Annotated in this window: 19 protein-coding genes; 4 read left to right on the forward strand and 15 right to left on the reverse strand. The window is 57.0% G+C overall.

The window, feature by feature from the left end; genetic code table 11:
* Positions 1-19: 19 nt before the first annotated feature.
* Together C7H09_RS15315 and lpxH are read left to right on the forward strand one after the other, a co-directional pair.
* Positions 20-520 (forward strand): peptidylprolyl isomerase, encoded by a 501-nt coding sequence (locus tag C7H09_RS15315; RefSeq protein ID WP_106764242.1) that lies wholly within the window; start codon positions 20-22, stop codon positions 518-520.
* Positions 517-1242 carry a UDP-2,3-diacylglucosamine diphosphatase gene (lpxH, locus tag C7H09_RS15320; RefSeq protein WP_106764244.1) on the forward strand — a complete coding sequence of 242 codons (726 nt, stop codon included), beginning with the start codon at positions 517-519 and terminating at the stop codon, positions 1240-1242. Before C7H09_RS15315 ends, lpxH begins: the two co-directional genes overlap by 4 nt.
* Here the strand turns inward: lpxH and C7H09_RS15325 are convergent.
* The 3 genes from C7H09_RS15325 to C7H09_RS15335 all read right to left on the reverse strand — a co-directional run bounded on the left by C7H09_RS15325 (position 1237) and on the right by C7H09_RS15335 (position 3407).
* The gene (locus C7H09_RS15325) at positions 1237-2142 is read right to left on the reverse strand and encodes a hypothetical protein (protein WP_106764247.1); all 906 of its coding nucleotides are present in this window, start codon (positions 2140-2142) and stop codon (positions 1237-1239) included. The genes lpxH and C7H09_RS15325 overlap by 6 nt on opposite strands.
* A complete protein-coding gene (locus C7H09_RS15330) occupies positions 2132-2533 on the reverse strand; it encodes an acyl-CoA thioesterase (RefSeq protein WP_106764250.1) in 402 nt (133 codons plus the stop codon). Before C7H09_RS15330 ends, C7H09_RS15325 begins: the two co-directional genes overlap by 11 nt.
* 103 nt (positions 2534-2636) lie before the next feature.
* On the reverse strand, positions 2637-3407 hold the full coding sequence (locus tag C7H09_RS15335) for a ferredoxin--NADP reductase (protein ID WP_106764252.1): 771 nt from the start codon (positions 3405-3407) through the stop codon (positions 2637-2639).
* A gap of 166 nt (positions 3408-3573) precedes the next feature.
* Between C7H09_RS15335 and C7H09_RS15340 the strand changes: the two genes are divergently transcribed.
* The gene (locus C7H09_RS15340; protein ID WP_106764254.1) at positions 3574-4479 is read left to right on the forward strand and encodes a LysR family transcriptional regulator; all 906 of its coding nucleotides are present in this window, start codon (positions 3574-3576) and stop codon (positions 4477-4479) included.
* Here the strand turns inward: C7H09_RS15340 and C7H09_RS15345 are convergent.
* Positions 4443-5063, reverse strand: a complete 621-nt coding sequence (locus C7H09_RS15345) for a MiaE family protein (RefSeq protein ID WP_106764257.1) — start codon at positions 5061-5063, stop codon at positions 4443-4445. The genes C7H09_RS15340 and C7H09_RS15345 overlap by 37 nt on opposite strands.
* A gap of 241 nt (positions 5064-5304) precedes the next feature.
* On the opposite strand from C7H09_RS15345, the gene C7H09_RS15350 reads away from it, so the two are divergent.
* Positions 5305-7914: a bifunctional aconitate hydratase 2/2-methylisocitrate dehydratase gene (locus tag C7H09_RS15350; RefSeq protein WP_240616609.1), complete on the forward strand. Its 2610-nt coding sequence runs from the start codon at positions 5305-5307 to the stop codon at positions 7912-7914.
* Between the two features lie 88 nt (positions 7915-8002).
* Here C7H09_RS15350 and C7H09_RS15355 read toward each other — a convergent pair whose 3' ends face one another.
* The 11 genes from C7H09_RS15355 to fabG form a co-directional block, all read right to left on the reverse strand.
* Positions 8003-8749 (reverse strand): sulfite exporter TauE/SafE family protein, encoded by a 747-nt coding sequence (locus C7H09_RS15355; RefSeq protein WP_106764259.1) that lies wholly within the window; start codon positions 8747-8749, stop codon positions 8003-8005.
* Positions 8750-10912: a TRAP transporter permease gene (locus C7H09_RS15360; protein ID WP_106764262.1), complete on the reverse strand. Its 2163-nt coding sequence runs from the start codon at positions 10910-10912 to the stop codon at positions 8750-8752.
* Entirely contained in the window at positions 10912-11922 is a 1011-nt protein-coding gene (locus C7H09_RS15365) for a TAXI family TRAP transporter solute-binding subunit (protein ID WP_106764264.1), read from the reverse strand. Before C7H09_RS15365 ends, C7H09_RS15360 begins: the two co-directional genes overlap by 1 nt.
* Positions 11923-12082: 160 nt before the next feature.
* A complete protein-coding gene (gene putP, locus C7H09_RS15370) occupies positions 12083-13573 on the reverse strand; it encodes a sodium/proline symporter PutP (protein WP_106764266.1) in 1491 nt (496 codons plus the stop codon).
* 327 nt (positions 13574-13900) lie between these two features.
* Complete coding sequence (locus tag C7H09_RS15375; protein WP_106764268.1) at positions 13901-14680, reverse strand: AraC family transcriptional regulator; 780 nt, start codon at positions 14678-14680, stop codon at positions 13901-13903.
* Between the two features lie 7 nt (positions 14681-14687).
* Positions 14688-15329, reverse strand: a complete 642-nt coding sequence (gene tmk / locus C7H09_RS15380; protein ID WP_240616610.1) for a dTMP kinase — start codon at positions 15327-15329, stop codon at positions 14688-14690.
* Position 15330: 1 nt separating this feature from the next.
* A complete protein-coding gene (mltG, locus tag C7H09_RS15385) occupies positions 15331-16395 on the reverse strand; it encodes an endolytic transglycosylase MltG (RefSeq protein ID WP_240616611.1) in 1065 nt (354 codons plus the stop codon).
* A gap of 14 nt (positions 16396-16409) precedes the next feature.
* Positions 16410-17219, reverse strand: a complete 810-nt coding sequence (gene pabC, locus C7H09_RS15390; RefSeq protein WP_106764272.1) for an aminodeoxychorismate lyase — start codon at positions 17217-17219, stop codon at positions 16410-16412.
* A gap of 6 nt (positions 17220-17225) precedes the next feature.
* Entirely contained in the window at positions 17226-18473 is a 1248-nt protein-coding gene (gene fabF / locus C7H09_RS15395) for a beta-ketoacyl-ACP synthase II (protein WP_106764275.1), read from the reverse strand.
* A 124-nt stretch (positions 18474-18597) separates the two neighbouring features.
* Entirely contained in the window at positions 18598-18831 is a 234-nt protein-coding gene (gene acpP / locus C7H09_RS15400) for an acyl carrier protein (RefSeq protein ID WP_022988070.1), read from the reverse strand.
* A gap of 132 nt (positions 18832-18963) precedes the next feature.
* Positions 18964-19707 carry a 3-oxoacyl-ACP reductase FabG gene (gene fabG, locus C7H09_RS15405; protein ID WP_106764277.1) on the reverse strand — a complete coding sequence of 248 codons (744 nt, stop codon included), beginning with the start codon at positions 19705-19707 and terminating at the stop codon, positions 18964-18966.
* Between the last annotated feature and the right edge of the window lies 1 nt (position 19708).

Genomic DNA, 19708 nt, shown 5'->3' on the forward strand with positions numbered 1-19708 from the left:
TAATGAACAGGAAGCCCTGATGATTCTGCTGCAGACCTCCCTCGGTGACATCAAACTGGAACTGGACCACGAAAAGGCGCCGGAAACCGCCAAGAACTTTGAACAGTATGTTCGCGACGGCTTCTACGATGGCCTGATCTTTCACCGCGTCATCAGCAACTTCATGGTTCAGGGCGGCGGACTGGAGCCGGGCATGACCCCGCGCAAAACCCGGGATCCTATCCAGAACGAAGCCGACAACGGCCTTAGCAATATGGTCGGCACCGTGGCCATGGCCCGCACCATGGACCCGCACTCGGCCACCGCCCAGTTCTTCATTAATGTAGAGAACAACGGCTTTCTGGATCACACCGCGAAAACCGCAGAAGGCTGGGGCTACTGCGTGTTCGGCAAGGTTGTCGAGGGCATGGACACGGTAAACAAGATCCGCGCGGTGCGCACCACCATGCGTTCCGGCCATCAGGACGTGCCCTTCGAGGACGTAGTGATTGAAAAAGCCGAGGTTCTGGAGGACGCGTGACCACGCTGTTTATCTCGGATCTGCATCTGGAGGAATCGCGCCCGGACATTACGGGCGCGTTTCTGGCATATCTCGACCAGAAAGCCCGCGGCGCTGAACAGCTGTATATCCTCGGCGACTTCTTCGAGGCCTGGATTGGCGACGACGAGCGTACACCCTTGCAGGAGCAGATGGCCGATGCCTTGCGTAAGTTAGCTGCCAGCGGAACGAGCATCTACCTGATGCATGGCAACCGCGATTTCCTGATCGGTGAAGAATTCTGCCAGAGGGCTGGCGCGACACTGCTGGATGATCCAACGGTCATTGATCTTTACGGCACACCCACCCTGTTACTGCATGGTGACAGCCTGTGTACCGCTGATGTGGAGTATCAAAAATTCCGCGCCAGTATGCGCAACCCGCAGATGATCAAGATGCTGCTCGCCCGCCCTCTGAAAGACCGCCAGCAAATGGCCCGGCAACTCCGGGAGATTTCCACGGCGAAAAACCAGGGCAAGGCGGAAACCATCATGGACGTTACCCCGAACGAAGTGGTTCGGGAACTGGAAGCCCACGGCGTTCAGCGGATGATTCACGGCCACACCCATCGCCCGGCTATTCATCAGCTGGAAGCTAATGACCAATCAGCACAACGCATTGTGCTGGGCGACTGGGACGAAAATATCTGGTGGCTGGAAGTCAAGCCGGGCGAGGAACCAGCCCTGAACAAGCAGCCGCTATAACGCGGCACCCTCCCCAGGCTCCGGCTCCCGGTAGGTCTCCAAACGCTTGAGCCAGCCGGGCAACCAGCGCTGGCGCTCAATCGGGTTTTCGGCGTTGGCCGCACGGCGGGTCAATACTTTGGCGGCGGCCTCCCGAAATGCGGCCAATGGCGCCTGGCCCTGCCGGGCATCCATTTCCTCAAGCACCTGCAACAATCCCCAACCCTGGCCCTGATAGCGCTCGCTTTCAACCAAACCTTCGCCTTTAAAATTGACGTAATCCATCAGGGCGTAGGCGCCTCCGGGGGTTTCGCTCAATGCCTGCAGCCGGGAACGCAGCAGGCTTCGATCATTCTCCGCCACCACCGCCAAAATGCTTGCGAATGAGCCCTGCGCCCGGGCGAAAATATAGGCCGCCTGAATACCGGCGGTGCGCGCCAGAAAATCCCGGAGCGCATCAACTTGAGGGGAGTCTTCTGCTTTTTGAAAAGCGGCCTTGTCCGGCCAGGGGGCGGCAAAAGGATCTAACTGCAACAGCGAGTCGGGGATCACCACGCCTCGGGCCTGCATAAATCGGATCAGGCCCGGAAAACTCTCGACAAACGGCCCCTCAACACCTGCGGGGTACCAGATAAAGTGGCCGATGCCTAACGAGGGAAAGGCTTCTCCCTGATTCCAGTGCACCAGGCATCTATGCTGCCCCGCACATTCGTTCTGGAAAATTTTGCCACCAACCCAATCCAGCTGCCCGGGCTCAAGTACCAAGCTGACATCCTGCGCATTGGCAGCGGCTGACACACTGGAAACTTGCGGATCATCAGAAGGCCCGGAATCGCACGCGGCCAGCCAGCCCGAAAGCAGCATCACGGCGATGGCGACCGGCTTTCCTGATATCCGGAACCACCCCGATTCAGCCAGCATTTTCAACCTGATGGCGGGCCAATTCGCTTTTCACTGCCTTGGGAATGGGCACCGATTTTTCAGTTTCGTAGTCGAAATGAATCAGTACCGTTGTGCCCCTGGCAATCACTTTGCCATTTTGCCAGGCCTCCTGAATGGCCTGAAACGAACTATTACCGATCTTGCCTATGTGAGTGCGAACTTCAACCGGCTTGTCCCAGTAACTCTGGGCCAGAAGATCAATCTCCAGGCGAGCAATGATCAGCGGCCAGGTTTTGATGTCGAGGCTGGGGTGGAATATTTGAAAGATGGGCGTGCGCGCCTGTTCAAACCAGACGGGAATGGTGGTGTTGCTGATATGCCCAAGGGCATCGGTGTCGCTGAAACGGGGTTCTATCTGGGTGGTAAACATCTGCGCAATCCTGAAAAAGAGACTGCGCAGACTATACAGAAAACCTTGGTGATTTCACCCAGCGCCAGCAGCAACATGGGTGAAACCACGACTAAAGGCTTACTTACTGCTCAACAAACGCCCGCTCGATAACATAGTGCCCCATCTCACCACCGCGGGCCTCCCGGAAACCGAAGTTGTCGAGAATGGCGCAGGTATCCTTGAGCATGCTGGGGCTGCCACAGATCATGAAGCGATCCTGCTCCACATCGAAATCAGGCAACCCGAGATCACGGGTGATCTTGCCAGACTTCATGGCGTCGGTCAGGCGCCCTTCGTTGCGGAAGGGCTCACGGGTCACCGTCGGATAGTATTCCAGCTTGCCATTAACCATTTCACCGAAAAACTCGTTCTCCGGCAGCTCTTCGATTTCGTCCTGGTACGCCAGTTCAGAAATGTAGCGCACACCGTGGGTCAGGATAACTTTGTCGAAGGCCTCGTAAACCTCCGGATCCTTGATGATGCTCATAAAAGGTGCCAGGCCGGTGCCGGTGCTGATCAACCAGAGATTGCGGCCTGGTAGCAGGTTGTCGAGAACCAGGGTGCCGGTTGGCTTGCGGCTCACCAAAATTTCGTCGCCCACGCGAATCTGCTGCAGCCGGGAAGTCAGGGGGCCATCCGGCACCTTGATTGAGAAAAACTCCAGCTCTTCCTCGTAATTGGCACTGGCAATGCTGTAGGCCCGCATCAGAGGCTTGCCATCGGTTTCCAGGCCAATCATCACGAAATGACCGTTTTTGAAACGGAACCCCGGATCCCGGCTGGTTTTGAAACTGAACAGCGTGTCGTTCCAATGGTGAACGCTGGTTACGGTTTCTTTCATCAGATTGCTCATGGAAATCCCCACCAAAGTTACTAAAAGTCAGTCAACAATTAACAATAATTCTAACCGCCTACTTGAAATCGACAAAACGGGCTGTTCTCATAACGCTATTCGATTTTTTCGATAAGCTAGTCGATACTCAATTATCCAACGCTAAACATGCCACCAGGGAAGTGCTATGAAATACAGTTTCCGACAGCTTGAAGTTTTTCTGGCTGCAGCCCACTTCCAGAACATCACCCGGGCCGCGGAATCTCTGGCGATGTCGCAGTCTGCCGCCAGCAGCGCACTGAAAGAACTGGAAAGCCAGTTCAACATTCAGCTGTTCGACCGGGTCGGCAAGCGCTTGCAGCTGAACGAACTGGGCCGACTGTACCGGCCCAAAGCCGAATCCCTGCTGGCCCAGGCCACCGAGCTGGAGCAGGCCTTCAGCAAGCATTCCGAAGTCGGCGCCCTCAAAGTCGGTGCCACACTCACTATAGGGAACTATCTGGCCGTTGGGGTGATGGCAAAATACATGAATACCCCTACCCGCCCCAAAGTCTCGCTGGAAGTCGCCAACACCAGCACCATTGCCCGGCGGGTGCGTGAATTCGAGCTGGACATTGGCCTGATCGAAGGCGAGCTGCAATCCCCGGAGTTGGAGGTAATCCCCTGGCGGTCAGACGAATTAACCGTGTTCTGCTCGCCCTCTCACCCGCTGGCACAACAACCGGCGCTGTCGGATCAGGATTTACGGGATGCGGTCTGGATTATGCGGGAGCCAGGCTCGGGAACCCGGCAAAGTTTTGAGCGGGGCATGCATGGCCTGCTGCCGGATCTGAACATCTTGCTGGAACTGGAACACACGGAAGCCATCAAGCGAGCGGTCGAGGCGAATCTGGGCATTGGTTGCCTGTCGAAGGTGGTTCTGGCCGACGCCTTTAAGCGGGGTAGCCTGGTGCCACTGACACTGCCGGACTACCGCAACTTCAACCGGCACTTTTATTTCATTCTGCACAAACAGAAATATCGAAGTGCCGGGATCGCCCGCTGGATGTCGCTGTGTCAGGCCTTACCGGCAGCAGACACCGGCCCGCTGTGAAACCGAAATTCAGCATCCGGCGTTTCGATCAGGCGCTGTTCAATAGCCAGAAAGGTGGCCACACGCTCATCCACCGGGCCGCTATTTGCCTTCACCGCAAGCGCCAAATAGTCCTGATAGTGGCGAGCCTCTGATTTCAGCAGGCCGGTATAGAACCCCGCCAGCTCTTCATCCAGAAACGGCGCCAGCGCGGCAAAACGCTCACAGGAGCGGGCCTCGATAACTGCGCCGACAATTAACACATCCACCAGGCGCCCGGGATCTTCAGTGCGCACCGCCTCCCGCAGGCCAGCGGCGTAACGTGCCGGGGTGAGGTGCGTGTAGGCCACATTACGTTTATTCATAATCGCCAGCACCTGCTCGAAATGCCGCAACTCTTCCCGGGCCAACCGCGACATCTTGTTCAGCAAGTCGTTGTTGTCCACGTAACGATACATCAGGCTCAGAGCCGTCGAGGCTGCCTTCTTTTCGCAATGCGCGTGGTCTATCAGCAACAGATCCTGATTTTCCAACGCGTTATCAATCCATTGTGCCGGTGTCCGGCAAGGCAGAAAGTCGTGAATCTCGTGCAAGGCATCCATCATGGTTATATTCGCTGTCATTCCGGGAGCGGCGGAGTATACCGGACTTAACATGCTTCTCCGACCTCTGTCCAACTTAACTTTATAAGGGGTTTCCTATAGAATACGGCGCCAGATCAAGGAGTCTCTGAATAAATCCTGAAACCCCATCGGTGATTTGAGGCCTTATTCAGAGGCTCCTGTGGCTTTTTCGCCATAAACTTCCGCAGGCGCCTTATGCCCACCATGCGGCACATTCCAACTGATGAGGGTCCAAATCGTGTTAGAAGCCTACCGTGAACACGTTGCTGAACGTGAAGCCCTGGGAATTCCCCCCAAGCCCCTGAACCCCGAGCAGACGGCTGCTCTGGTTGAGTTGCTGAAAAACCCGCCAGCCGGAGAAGAAAACACTCTGGTAGATCTCCTGGAAAATCGCGTACCACCAGGAGTCGACGAAGCGGCTTACGTGAAAGCCGCATTCCTGACCGCGATCGTAAAAGGAGAAGCCAAGTCTCCGCTGATCGACAGCAAAAAAGCCGTCCAACTGCTGGGCATGATGCAGGGTGGTTACAACATCGAAACCCTGGTCGACCTTCTGGACAACCCCGAGCTGGCCGAACTGGCCGGTGAAGAGCTGAAGCACACCCTGCTGATGTTCGATGCGTTTAACGACGTGAAAGAAAAAATGGACGCTGGCAACACCGTCGCCAAGTCGGTTATTGAGTCCTGGGCCAACGCCGATTGGTTCACCAGCCGTAACAAGGTGGCCGAAAGCACCAAGATGGTTGTGTTCAAGGTAACTGGCGAGACCAACACCGACGACCTGTCGCCGGCACCGGATGCCTGGTCCCGCCCGGACATCCCGCTGCACGCCCGCGCTGCCTACAAGATGGAACGCGACGGCCTGAAGCCGGAAGAGCCCGGCGTTACCGGCCCTATGAGCCAGATCGAGGAGATCAAGTCCAAAGGCCTGCCCGTTGCTTTCGTGGGTGACGTTGTCGGTACCGGTTCTTCCCGTAAGTCTGCCACCAACTCTGTTCTGTGGTTCTTCGGCGACGATATTCCGGGCGTACCCAACAAGCGCGGTGGCGGTGTCTGTATCGGTAACAAGGTAGCCCCGATCTTCTTCAACACCATGGAAGACGCTGGCGCTCTGGTGTTCGAAGCCCCGGTCGACAACATGAACATGGGCGACGTGATCGAAATTCGCCCGTACGAAGGCAAGATCCTGAACGAAGCCGGTGAAACCATCTCCGAGTTCAAGTTCAAGTCTGACGTGATTCTGGACGAAGTGCAGGCTGGCGGTCGTATTCCGCTGATCATTGGCCGTGGCCTGACTGCCAAGGCGCGCACCGCGCTGGCCATGGGCCCGACCGATCTGTTCCGTCTGCCGGAAGATCCGGAAGCAGGTGACAAAGGCTTCACTCTGGCCCAGAAGATGGTGGGTAAGGCTTGTGGCCTGGAAGAAGGCCAGGGTGTTCGTCCGAACACCTACTGTGAGCCGCACATGACCACCGTTGGCTCTCAGGACACCACCGGCCCGATGACCCGTGACGAGCTGAAAGATCTGGCGTGTCTGGGCTTCCAGGCAGACCTGGTGATGCAGTCGTTCTGTCACACCGCTGCTTACCCGAAGCCGGTTGACGTTGAAATGCAGCACACCATGCCGGACTTCATTCGTAACCGTGGCGGTGTATCTCTGCGCCCGGGCGACGGCATCATCCACTCCTGGCTGAACCGCATGCTGCTGCCAGACACCGTGGGTACCGGTGGTGACTCCCACACCCGTTTCCCAATGGGTATCTCCTTCCCGGCCGGTTCCGGCCTGGTGGCATTTGCTGCCGCGACCGGCGTTATGCCGCTGGATATGCCGGAATCTGTGCTGGTTCGCTTCAAAGGCGAAATGCAGCCGGGCATTACCCTGCGTGACCTGGTACACGCCATTCCGCTGTACGGCATCAAGCAGGGCATGCTGACGGTTGAGAAGAAGGGCAAGATCAACGAATTCTCTGGTCGCATCCTGGAAATCGAAGGCCTGGAGCACCTGACCGTTGAGCAGGCGTTCGAACTGTCCGACGCCTCTGCCGAGCGTTCCGCTGCCGGTTGTACCATCAACCTGTCAGAAGACTCCGTGGCCGAGTACCTGCGTTCCAACATCGTGATGCTGCGCTGGATGATCGCTGAAGGCTACGGCGATCCGCGTACCCTGGAGCGCCGTGCCCAGCAGATGGAAGAGTGGCTGAAAGATCCGAAGCTGATGCGTGCCGACAAGGACGCCGAGTACGCCCACGTGATCGAAATCGATCTGGCAGATATCAAAGAGCCTATCGTGTGCTGCCCGAACGACCCGGACGATGCCAAGTTCCTGTCTGAAGTGGCTGGCGACAAGGTAGACGAAGTGTTCATCGGCTCGTGCATGACCAACATCGGTCACTTCCGCGCGGCCGGCAAGCTGCTCGAGCAGCACAAAGGCCCGCTGAGCACTCGCCTGTGGATGTCCCCGCCCACCAAGATGGATCAGCAGCAGCTGATGGAAGAAGGCTACTTCAACACCTACGGCACCGCTGGTGTTCGCACCGAGATGCCGGGCTGCTCCCTGTGCATGGGTAACCAGGCGCGGGTGGCTCCGAAGTCCACGGTTCTGTCCACATCCACCCGTAACTTCCCGAACCGTCTGGGTGATGGTGCCAACGTGTACCTGACCTCTGCGGAACTGGCGGCGGTTGGTGCGGTTCTGGGCAAACTGCCAACTCCGGCGGAGTACATGGAGTACGCCAAGGACCTGAACAGCATGTCGAAAGAGATCTACAAGTATCTCAACTTCGACCAGATGGAAGACTACACCAAGAAAGCAGCCGAGGCTTCTGTAAGCTGAGGCGCCGTCGAGGCAGGGCCCGGTAACACGGGCCTGTAATAAAAAACGCCAGCCCTCGGGCTGGCGTTTTTTATGAGCAGCTCAACACTCAGAACCACATAAGGCGTAACAAAATCAGCACCACCATAGTCAGGGTCAGCCACTTCACCCACAGGGCGCCCCGGGCACTGAGGTTGACCCGCACCGCCACAAACGCACCGGCGATATTGCCCAGCGCCAGGGTCAGCCCCATCACCCAGCGTACTTGTCCGTTCAGCGCAAACACCAGCAGTGCCGGCAGGGTATACAGCAGAATGACGGCTACTTTGAACACGTTAACCTGGGGCAAATCAATCTTGAGCATACGGTAAAGCACCACCAGAAACAGCGCACCCACCCCCACCTGGATGAAGCCTCCGTACAGGCCAATCAGGAACATGGCACCGTAAATTACCGGGCCGAGCCGTTCTGTGGTCAACGGCCGGGTATCCAGGGACGGCTGCGGCAGCAACATGAATACCGACACCCCGAGCATGGCCGCCACCAGAACAGCCTCGAACACCGCATCCGGCACCCGGATCGCCAGCCAGGCTCCTATCAGCGAGCCCAAAACCGCAGGCACCGCGAGATGCAGACTGACCTTCAGATTGCCCTGCCCCATCCGACGAAACCCGCTCACCGCGGTCACGCTTTGCAGGGTGATCGCCACCCGGTTGGTACCATTGGCGACCTGGGGCGGCAACCCCAGAAACATCAGCAGTGGCAGCGTCAGCATCGAGCCACCGGCGGACAACACATTGATAAACCCGGCAACACCGCCGATCGCCAGCAGTGCTGCGATATCCAGCCACGCCATTTACAAAGTCCCTTTCACCGCCCGGTTCGGCTCTGTCAACCGCCCCTGCCGGGCACTCCAGATGAACATCAATACAAAAATCACCAGTCCGGCCATATCCAGCATCAGCTCACCGTGCGGCCACAACATCAGCCCACCCACCGGGAACATCACCAGCCTGATAACCGGATTCAACGGATGCTCCAGATACCCCTCAAGCCCCGCAATGATGGCGTAAATACCGAAAAGGGCGAAGCAGAACACCTGCAGCATCTGCTCAAAATCGCCGGTAATCAGGGGCGAATAAGCGAACAGCAGAGGCACAATATAGAGCCCCTTCGCCAGCTTCCAGGCAGTGAACCCGGTACGCATCTGCGGCGTGCCGGCAATGGCCGCGGCAGCAAACGCGGTCAGGCATACCGGGGGGGTCACATTGGAGTCCTGAGACAACCAGAAGATGATCATATGGGCCGCCACCAGCGCCATCGACAGGGTTGCAGGCGACAGGGCCTGTTCCAACAACTGACTACCAAAGGTATCCGGCACCGCCGCCAGCAGAGCCATCGCCTCGGCCTTGCCCATCGGGGCCGAGAGAGCAGACAGCTGATCCGGTGCCACCAGCATGAAGATTGCCTTGGCCTCCTCCGGCAGATTCCCGCTTACCAGTAAGTCCAGCAACTGGCTCTGGGCAATCAGCTGATAGATTGCTGGCGCGGACAAGGTTGCCAACACGATATAGGCCGCGGTTACCGGCAGCCCCATCCCCAGAATCAGCGAGGCCAGGGCAACCAGCAGGATGGTGATCAGCAGGCTGCCACCGGCCCAGTCTGTGACCATCAGGGAAAAGGTGTTACCGATGCCCGTGGTCGATACCACCATCACGATCAACCCTACCGTGATCAGCAGAATCGCAGTTGTGGTGATATTCCGGGCGCCCATGGCCAACGCCTCGAAAACATCCCGCCATCCCATCGGGCTGCGGGACAACCAGGACGCCCCGATCACCGACAAAATACCGATGCCCGCGGCATACGTTGGGGTAAAACCGTAAATCAGCGCGCCGACCAGCACCACCAGCGGCAACAGGAAGTGCCAGCCATTTTTCAGCACCTCGGCCAGGCTCGGGGCATCCGCCTCTTCCAGCCGGATAGCATGGCTGCGCTTTGCCTCCACCCGCACGAACATTGCCACAGACAGGAAATACAGCAGCGCAGGCAGCGCTGCGACACTGATGATGGTGAGATAAGACACCTGGGTGTAAGACGCCATGATAAAGGCACCCGCCCCCATCACTGGTGGCATCAACTGCCCGCCGGTTGAAGCCGCTGCCTCAACTCCCGCAGAAAAGCGGGCCGGAAAACCGGATTTTCGCATCAGTGGGATGGTGATCACCCCGGTAGAAACCGTATTAGCAACACTCGAGCCGGACACCGAGCCCATCAGGCCGGAAGCAAAAACCGCCACAAACCCGGGCCCGCCAATAAAGCGCCCGGCCGCACACCGGGCCAGTTCGATGATAAAATCCCCTGCTCCGGACTTCACCAGAAACGCTCCGAACAGGATGAACATGAACACGTAAGTCCAGGAAATGCGGGCAATGGTGCCCAACATGCCTTGGCCGCCAATGTAAGAGCGGAACAAAACGGTTTCCCAACTCAGGCCTGGAAAGTTGAAAATGCCGTCTACGTACTGCCCCCACCAGGCCACATAGGTCAAAGCCACAACACACAATAGCGGAATAAACCAGCCCACGGTGCGACGAGCAAATTCCAGCACCAGCAACACCGCCACCACAGACACCAGCCAGTCCGTGCTGTTGAAGTTCACGCCCCGCTCATAAAGCGCGGTTTCAAAGGCGATCAAATAGAAGGCACAGGCCAGAGCCAGCGCACCCAATACCACATCCAGCCCCAGCACCAGCCGCTGTCCGGCGCCCGTTCGGGCCTTCAGCATCGGCGTGGTGAGGGTACAGATCAGCCCGAACAACCCGAAATGCAGGGCCGAGGTCCAGAGTTCGGACAAGGTGGAGAAAGTATTGAAGTACAGGTGTACCAGCGATGTGATGATAGCCAGTGCGGTGATAACCGGCCCGAGCAACCGGTGCTCCAGGCGTTCACTGGCCTCTTTAACGGTATCGTCGCGGATCTCCTCCAGAGACCCGCGGTTATCAGGCTTGCTCACCATCAGTTGGCAATCAGACGGTCAGGAATGCTGACGCCCTGCTCCTTGTAAAAGCGTGCAGCACCCGGATGCAAGGGCATGGGCAGGCCGACGATTGCTTTTTCCAGGGCCATCGCTTTGGTGGCCGGGTGGATGTTATTGAGGAACGGAAGATTGGCATAGATGGTTTTAACGATCTCATACACATCCTCTTCCGAGACATCGTCCCGCACCGCCAGGATATTGGGCTGGGCGATGGTGTTGATCGGCTTGTCCTGGCTCGGATACGTACCAGCAGGGATGGTGTAGGCACTCCATAGTTCGAAATCCTTGTTCACCTGGGCCAACTGCTCCGCTGTGAAATCCAGGGTGACGATATCTTTGCCCATATTGGCGTAGGCGCGGGTGACCGCAGATGCAGGTGCGCCAGCCGGTATGTTCATGCCATCAATGTTGCCGTTCTGCAGCGCATCGGCACTGGGCCCGTAGCCAAGAAACGCCAGATTCACTTGCTCCAGATCTACCCCGACATTGCCAAGAATGAACCGACCGGAGCCTTCGGTGCCGGAGTTACGGGCACCAATGGAAAAGCTTTCGCCGTACAGATTCTTCATATCAGCAATGGTGCCGGTTTTTGCGAGTTCCTCCCGAATCACAAAGTGCTCAACGTTCTGCCAGAGCATTGAGACAGAGCGAAGGTTTTTGTAAGCCTTGGGAACCGGCTTGGTGCCATTCCAGGCCCAGGCACCATATAGGCCCTGAAGAATGCCGAACTGGATCTGGTCTTCATCCATCAGTTTCAGGTTTTCTCCGGAACCTGCTGAACTGATGGCAGACACTGAAATACCGGTTTTCGGCTCCAGCTTCACCTTGATCAGCGTCGAAATAGCGACACCCACCGGGTAGTAGGTTCCTCCGGTAGTCGCCGTTCCCATTACGTAGTTGCCCTCAGCGTGCGTGGCAACGGGTGCAACCAGCAAAGAGGCAGCCGCCAGCATGCCCGCGGCGGATGCAAGAAATCGTTTAGCCTTCATGATGTAGCTCCTTTCGCCATTATTCTTAGTAAGTTAGGAAGGTTTAGCCCATCAAACATAGCCCTAACCGGTAATCAATGCCAGCAACAACCCGACACACCAGAAAAAAAAGGGCTTCCCGAAGGAAGCCCTTTTTAAACATCAAACCGAACGGGTTCGTTTACCGTTCGATATGCTGGTACTCACCGGCATCTGCCGTAGCCAGGGTCACCACAACGATGGCCACAAAGGCAGCAATAAAGCCGGGGATAATCTCGTACACACCCGGGCCGCCCATGAAGCTGCCGTTCCAGCCCAGTGCGATCCAGCCCATTACCGTGGCTGCGCCCACGATCAGGCCAGCGATGGCTCCGGCACCGTTGGTGCGTGACCAGGTCAGCGACAGGATAATCAGCGGGCCGAAGGCGGCACCAAAGCCAGCCCAGGCGTTACTGACCAGCCCCAGAACCTGTGAGTCCGGATCAGACGCAATAAAGGCTGCCACCAAACCAACCGCCACCACACAGGCACGACCGATGTTCACACACTCCTTGTCGGAGGCGTCCTTGCGCAGGAACAGGCGGTAGAAGTCTTCAGTCAAAGAAGCGGAAGACACCAGCAACTGACTGGAGATGGTACTCATCACCGCGGCCAGCAGCGCCGCATACAGGAAGCCGGTAATCAGCGGATGGAACAGCAGGTCAGACAACACAATGAAGATGGTTTCCGGGTCTGTTACGTCAAGGCCGTTACGAACCGCGTAGGCGCGACCGAACACACCCAGCGCAATGGCACCGATCAGTGAGATTCCCATCCAGGACATACCGATGTTACGGGCCACACCCACCTCTTTCACCGTCCGGATCGCCATGAAACGCACGATGATGTGAGGCTGGCCAAAATAACCCAGGCCCCAGGTTACCGCTGAAAGCCAGCCGATAAAGGTCAACCCTTCGGTCCAGGAAAGCAGGGTTGGATCTACCTCATTGAGTGTTTGCGAAGCCTGGGCGAAACCGCCGCCGCCTTCACCAAAGAGCACAACCGCAGGCATGATCACCAGCGCCAACATCATGATGCAGCCCTGAACAAAGTCGGTCATGCTCACCGCCAGGAAGCCACCTACCACGGTGTATGCCAGAACCACACCCAGGGTAATCACGATGCCAACGGCGTAGTCACTCAGGCCACCAAAGTTAAAGATGCCCGCAAAGGCACTTTCAAACAGTTTGCCACCGGCTACCAGGCCAGAGGCCGTGTAGACTGCGAAAAACAGCACGATAACAATGGCTGAAACCGTCCGCAGGGGCAGCGCTTTGGTGGGAAACCGGTTTGCCAGGAAGGCAGGAATAGTCAACGCATTACCATAGTGCACTGTCTGCTCACGAAGCCTCGGCGCAACCACAACCCAGTTGACAAAAGCACCGACAAACAGGCCGATACCGATCCAGGCCGATGCCAGACCGGTCACGTAGAGTGCACCCGGCAGACCAAGCAGCAGCCAGCCACTCATATCAGAAGCACCTGCCGACAAGGCAGCAACCTTCGGGCTCAGGGCGCGCCCGCCCAGCATGTAATCCTCAGCAGTGGCTGACGATGTCCGCATGGCGTACAGACCGATGGCAATCATCAGGCCAAAGTACGCAAAGAGACTGATCCAAACTCCAATAGCCATAAGGCTCCTCCGGTTGATTGAGTCGGACGATATCCGCTCGTCTGGCACAGCGCTGACTCAGGGAGCCCAGCATATGCCGTTTCTTCTTATACATTTCTTGATTTTCAGATCTGTAGCAAGCACTTGCTTGCTTGAACTCCCCACTAACTATAGCTGATCGTCTGGCGCTTGCGACCGAACGGTCAGAGTCGGAAAGCCCATGATCTGTGGGAGGTATAAGTTAGTATTACTACGCACATCAGGCTTACAAAATCCTACGGTAATTTTGCAAAACCCTACGGGATTGTAATGATAATGGATCTCATACAGGTTTTAAAACCTGTCGAATCAGGCAACAGAAACGCCTGCCTGCAATTTCGAAGGTGTAGTACCACGGTATTTGCGCAGCGCATTGGTCAACGCGCTCTGGGAGGAGAAACCCGTGCGGTAGCTTACTTCAGACACAGATACCTTTGTTGAGGCCAACAAGTGTACAGCCTGATCCAACCGGGTCTGCAAAAGAAACTGGTGTGGCGTGGTTCCGGTGACCTCCCGAAAAATCTCGTGAAAGCGACTAACACTCAGGCAGGCAACGCCAGCAAGGTCCGCGACGGTAATCTTCCGGTGCAGATTACCAACAATATAGTTCCGAACAACTTCAGGGTTGAACCCCTGCCTGTGCCAGGATCGAACCGGTTCGTTGACAAGGCGCTCCGCCATGCCATGCAGGATACCGGCAGCCAGATGCTGATGCAGGGTGGTGTTATCCGGCCACCGATTCACTTCGGCTGCCGCAAACTGCACAAAGCTCTGCATCTGATTATCCATCTGCAAGGCCCGGGGCTTATCAAACAAGCGGGCCAATTTTTCATAGTGGGCGTGGGCGGGCGATGACAACACCGGAGAGACCGGGTCGATATTGATAACCAGCACATGGTTCTGCTGATCACCAAAAAAGTCATGCCTCGCATCGGTAGGCACCAGACACGCTTTCCAGGTATCAAGCCTGGCTCCGGCTCCGTCTACCGTCAACTCCGCCTCACCCTGGATCCCCAGCACCACCTGATGGTGCTGGTGATGGTGTTGCTGGCTGGCAGTTGGCAGCTTCAGCAGCCGGGTATCAAGCATCGGCAATTTACCCAGACTCCACAGGGAGCGCCGCCAGAGCCGTCAACAGCGCCGATACGCTCTCGGACACCTGCTCCAGAGGCAAGGAGGCATTAACGATATGATAACGCTCTGGCATTGCTGTAGCCCTTTCCAGGTAAGCATTGCGAACCTTCTGGAAGAACGCCTGCGCCTCCAGCTCAAAGCGATCCAGCTCGCCTCGCTTGCGGGCTCTTGCCATACCGGTTGCGACAGGCGCATCCAGCAAAATCACATGATCCGGCCGCACATCAGCCTGCACCAGCGTCTCCAGCAAGGCGATACGTTCTTCCGGCACCCCCCGCCCTGCACCCTGGTAGGCATAAGTAGCGTCGGTGAAACGGTCGCACAACACCCATTGCCCGGAGGCCAGAGCAGGAAGAATTTTGCGGTGCAAATGCTGTGCGCGGGCGGCGAACATCAATAACAACTCAGTGAGTTCATGCACCGACTCATCACCGGAGGCCAGCAACAACTCGCGTATCTGCTCTGCCAGCGGCGTCCCACCAGGCTCACGGGTAACAATAAAGCCGATACCCAGACGCTCAAGAGTTTTCGCTGCATTATCCAGTTGCGTCGACTTGCCAACGCCTTCGGTACCCTCAAAGGTAATAAACCGGCCTCTGGCCACGCTACTGATCTCCACTGTTTGTCTGTTTCGTATCCGGGGCCGGAGACGACCGGTAGTCTTTCCGCCTGTTGAGCTGAAACTCCCGCACCGCTTTCTGATGCTCAGCCAGGGTCCTGGAGAATTTGTGGCTGCCATCACCGCGGGCAACAAAATACAAACTGTCGCCATCGCTTGGGTTCAATGCCGCATGGATAGACTCACGGCCCGGCAATGCAATCGGAGTGGGTGGCAAACCGTCAATCCGATAGGTGTTATACGGTGTCCATTTACGCAGATCGCTACGGCGAATGCGCCCGTCGTAACTGTCACCCATGCCGTAGATTACGGTGGGGTCTGTCTGCAAGCGCATACCTTGCTCCAGGCGCCGGACAAAGACACCCGCAACCTGTCCCCGCTCCCCGCTCACGCCCGTTTCACGCTCGATGATGGATGCCATAATCAGGGCTTCGTAAGCTGTTTTATAAGGTAACCCCTCCGCCCGGCTGTTCCACTCCACGTCGAGTGTCTTCACCATAATATCGTAGGCTCGCTGCAGGATATCCAGATCCGTCTCGTGACTGTGGAACAGATAAGTGTCCGGAAAGAACCAGCCCTCGGGATTCTGCCCTTCCGCACCCACGGCTTCCATGATCTGTTCATCCGTCCATTCTGCCGTTATCTGGCCCAGGCGTTCGGTACGGGCCAGTGCCATACGCATGTCAGCAAAGGTCCAGCCCTCAATAAACTGGACAGACCATAGCTTCACCTTGCCCTCCACCATCATTCCAAGCATATCCAGCGGCGTGATACCTGGCTGGAACTCATAGTCACCGGCCTTAATCCGCGCCTGCTCCGGGTTAAGCCGCCCGTATAGCCGCAACCACATCGGATCATCCACCAACCCCCTGGCAGCCATCTGGTGAGCCAGCTGGCCAAAAGCCGTTCCCGGTGCAACGCTAAACAGCACGGGCTCGTCAATTTCAACCCTGTTATGCAGGGTCTGTAGCCCCTGGAATACCCAAAGACCAACACCAGACGCAGCCAGCACGCCCGCAGCAATTACCACTAACAGCAACTTTCGAAACACGGAGTTCAATCCAGTCAATTCGAGGGAGAGCAGATTGTCGCAAGCATGGAATCCACAGGCAAATCCTGCCCGGCAAGATTACGCACCGGTACCACGCCGAGTACGCTATTGGTCAGGCAAATGGCCTGGCAGCTGTGTCCTACCAGTTCGCCCAAGCCCAGCGGCCGTTCTGTTAGGGCCTCTCCAGCGCTGTGCAAGCGCTCAATTACACGCTGGCGCATCACGCCGGAAACCGCCAGACTCGATGCAGGTGGCGTTACCCACCCTTCCGGCAAACGCACAAACAGATTGGTTCGGGTACCCTCAACCACGTCGCCGGCCGCATTACTCATGAGTACTTCAAATACTGGATCGACCAGCTCACGGGCCGCCATCACCTGTTCAAGCCGGTTGAGGGTTTTAATGCCAGACAACACCGGGTTGACGGTCAGGGGCACCCTGGAGAAATCGACATAGACGCCAGCCGCAGGCGGCGCCTGCGGTGCAGGAGCATGCTGGAGAATCAGCGTCGGCCTCATGTTTGGCGCAGGCCTGTAGCCTCGCCCTCCCTCGCCTCGGGTAAGGATAAGCTTGAGAATCCAGACTGCATCGCCATAGAGCCCACAATAGCGCGCCAGCGCAGAATCGCAGTGGCGGGCAATGTCGTGGCGGGCAACCGGAATGCCAAGCCTGCCCGCGTCACGAACCAGTCTGTCCAGATGATACGAAAGCAGGGGTGCCGACGCACCCTCCACCCGCAAGGTTTCGAACAAACCATCGCCATAAGTAAGGCCACGGTTGTTCGTCTCCAGCGCTGCTTCATCTGCCCAGCACAGCTGAAGCATCAGCCGTCAGCCTTCGTATCGGCGGAAAATCAGCGTACCGTTGGTGCCGCCAAATCCGAACGAATTCGACAGGGCAACCTTTATATCCGCGGCCCGGGCTGTATGCGGAACAAAATCCAGATCGCAGCCATCGTCCGGATTATCCAGGTTGATGGTTGGCGGCAGAATGCCATCACGAACGGCCAACACCGAGAAGATCGCCTCTACGGCACCGGCGGCACCGAGAAGGTGGCCCGTCATGGACTTGGTACTGCTCATTGCAAGCCCGCTGGCATGGCTGCCAAACACTGACTTCACCGCAGCGACCTCCGCAACATCACCGACCTGGGTGGAGGTACCGTGAGCATTGATGTAATCCACCTCATCGGGTGCCAGCCCTGCGTCACGAATGGCATTTTTCATGGAGCGCGCCGCTCCCTCGCCATCTGCCGGCGGTGCGGTGATGTGATGGGCATCATCACTCATACCAAAACCAATCACCTCGCCGTAAATCGTGGCTCCCCGAGCCCTGGCGTGTTCAAGCTCCTCCAGCACAACAACACCTGCACCGTCGCTCAACACGAAACCGTCTCTCTCACGATCCCAGGGACGGCTGGCCTTTTGCGGCTCGTCATTTCGCGTCGACAACGCCCGGGCAGAAGAGAAAGCAGCCACACCACTGCGCGTGGTTGCCATTTCTGCACCACCGGCCAGCATTACCTCTGCATCGCCATAGGCGATAGTTCGGGCCGCATAGCCGATGTTGTGAGTACCGGTTGTACACGCCGTCACAATAGCAATGTTCGGGCCCTTGTAGCCAAACCGGATACCGGCGTTTCCGGAAATCATGTTGATCACAGACGCAGGCACAAAGAAAGGCGACACTTTACGGGGCCCGGCCTTTTCCATCTGGATAACATTTTTTTCGATGAACTCGAGGCCACCGATGCCAGAGCCGATGGCAATGCCAACCCGTTCCTTATCCAGGGCGTCGAACTCTTCAAGACCACTGTCATCAACCGCCTGCTGGGCTGCAATCAGGCCGTAATGGATAAAAGCATCGAGTTTGCGGGCGTCTTTCGTGGACAACCAGGGGCTGATATCCAGATCCTTGACGGCCCCCCCGATACGGGTGCCATACTCCGAGGCGTCGAAGCGGTCGATAAGACCAATACCACTGCGCCCGGCCTGAACGGCCTCCCAGGAAGTTTTTACGTCGTTACCCACCGGCGACAGCATACCCATCCCCGTAATGACAACACGTCGCTTGCTCATAACTCAAATCACCCAAATGATGCTTGTCTTGCCCGATCGCTACCGGTCTTTTTTTACCAATAAAAAAGCCGTCCTTAATTAGCCCAAAGGACGGCTTTTTCCTGGCTACCTGATGATGCGGCTATCAGGTGTGAGCAACGATGTAGTCGATCGCATCCTGCACAGAGCCCAGCTTCTCAGCCTCTTCATCAGGAATCTCGGTCTCGAATTCCTCTTCAAGGGCCATAACCAGCTCAACAGTGTCCAGTGAGTCGGCGCCAAGATCCTCTACGAAGGAAGAGGTGTTCTGAACCTCGGACTCTTTAACGCCCAACTGTTCACAAACAATCTTCTTCACGCGCTCTTCAACTGTACTCATAATGTCCTCACTTTATATATCAACCAAGCAACTCAATGGCTGCCAGTTTAGTTTAAACCCTACCCTCAAACAAGCAGGGACTGAAGCAAACATGTTGTGCGACAAGGGGTTGCACTGCAGCCTGAAACAGGCTTACCCCATATACATGCCGCCATTCACATGAATCGTTTCACCAGTTACGTAGGCCGCGCCGTCGGAAGCCAGAAACGCTACCACTGAGGCCACTTCCCGGGGATCACCCAGTCGGCCTGCAGGTATGATTTCCAGCATAGCCTGACGCTGCTTATCGTCCAGTTTTTTCGTCATATCGGTATCAATAAATCCGGGGGCCACGCAGTTGGCAGTAATGCCCCGATTGGACATTTCCTTGGCAAGACTGCGGGTAAAGCCCTCAACCCCGGCCTTCGCTGCACAGTAGTTACCCTGCCCGGGGTTGCCCATACCGGCAACCACAGAACTGATATTGATAATCCGGCCCCAGCGGGCTTTCGCCATACCGCGAAGTACAGCCTTGCTGGTGCGATAGACGCTCGACAGATTGGTTTCAATGACCGAATCCCAGTCGTCATCCTTCAAACGCATCAGCAGGTTATCACGGGTGATACCCGCGTTGTTCACCAGAATCTGGGGCGCACCGGAGCGCTCTGTCATTTCTTTCAGCCCAGCCTCGATGCTCCCTGGCTCCGCCACATTCATGACGATACCGTAACCGGCGTAACCCGCATCTTTCAGGCCATCGGTAATCGCTTTGGCGCCAGTCTCGGAGGTGGCTGTACCAACCACCTCTGCGCCAAGCCTTGCCAATTCATGAGCTACGGCTTTGCCGATACCACGACTGGCACCTGTAACCAGCGCCACTTTGCCTTCCAAAGACATA

The organism is Marinobacter fuscus (assembly GCF_003007675.1).
Lineage (GTDB): Bacteria > Pseudomonadota > Gammaproteobacteria > Pseudomonadales > Oleiphilaceae > Marinobacter > Marinobacter fuscus.

Bases quoted from the DNA above. Each gene is read 5' to 3' on its own strand.
- C7H09_RS15315 (WP_106764242.1), top strand. From the start codon at position 20: ATGATTCTGCTGCAGACCTCCCTCGGTGACATCAAACTGGAACTGGAC.
- C7H09_RS15325 (WP_106764247.1), bottom strand. From the start codon at position 2,142: ATGCTGGCTGAATCGGGGTGGTTCCGGATATCAGGAAAGCCGGTCGCC.
- C7H09_RS15330 (WP_106764250.1), bottom strand. From the start codon at position 2,533: ATGTTTACCACCCAGATAGAACCCCGTTTCAGCGACACCGATGCCCTT.
- C7H09_RS15335 (WP_106764252.1), bottom strand. From the start codon at position 3,407: ATGAGCAATCTGATGAAAGAAACCGTAACCAGCGTTCACCATTGGAAC.
- C7H09_RS15340 (WP_106764254.1), top strand. From the start codon at position 3,574: ATGAAATACAGTTTCCGACAGCTTGAAGTTTTTCTGGCTGCAGCCCAC.
- C7H09_RS15345 (WP_106764257.1), bottom strand. From the start codon at position 5,063: ATGATGGATGCCTTGCACGAGATTCACGACTTTCTGCCTTGCCGGACA.
- C7H09_RS15350 (WP_240616609.1), top strand. From the start codon at position 5,305: ATGAGGGTCCAAATCGTGTTAGAAGCCTACCGTGAACACGTTGCTGAA.
- C7H09_RS15355 (WP_106764259.1), bottom strand. From the start codon at position 8,749: ATGGCGTGGCTGGATATCGCAGCACTGCTGGCGATCGGCGGTGTTGCC.
- C7H09_RS15360 (WP_106764262.1), bottom strand. From the start codon at position 10,912: ATGGTGAGCAAGCCTGATAACCGCGGGTCTCTGGAGGAGATCCGCGAC.
- C7H09_RS15365 (WP_106764264.1), bottom strand. From the start codon at position 11,922: ATGAAGGCTAAACGATTTCTTGCATCCGCCGCGGGCATGCTGGCGGCT.
- putP (WP_106764266.1), bottom strand. From the start codon at position 13,573: ATGGCTATTGGAGTTTGGATCAGTCTCTTTGCGTACTTTGGCCTGATG.
- C7H09_RS15375 (WP_106764268.1), bottom strand. From the start codon at position 14,680: ATGCTTGATACCCGGCTGCTGAAGCTGCCAACTGCCAGCCAGCAACAC.
- pabC (WP_106764272.1), bottom strand. From the start codon at position 17,219: ATGCTTCAGCTGTGCTGGGCAGATGAAGCAGCGCTGGAGACGAACAAC.
- fabF (WP_106764275.1), bottom strand. From the start codon at position 18,473: ATGAGCAAGCGACGTGTTGTCATTACGGGGATGGGTATGCTGTCGCCG.
- acpP (WP_022988070.1), bottom strand. From the start codon at position 18,831: ATGAGTACAGTTGAAGAGCGCGTGAAGAAGATTGTTTGTGAACAGTTG.
- fabG (WP_106764277.1), bottom strand. From the start codon at position 19,707: ATGTCTTTGGAAGGCAAAGTGGCGCTGGTTACAGGTGCCAGTCGTGGT.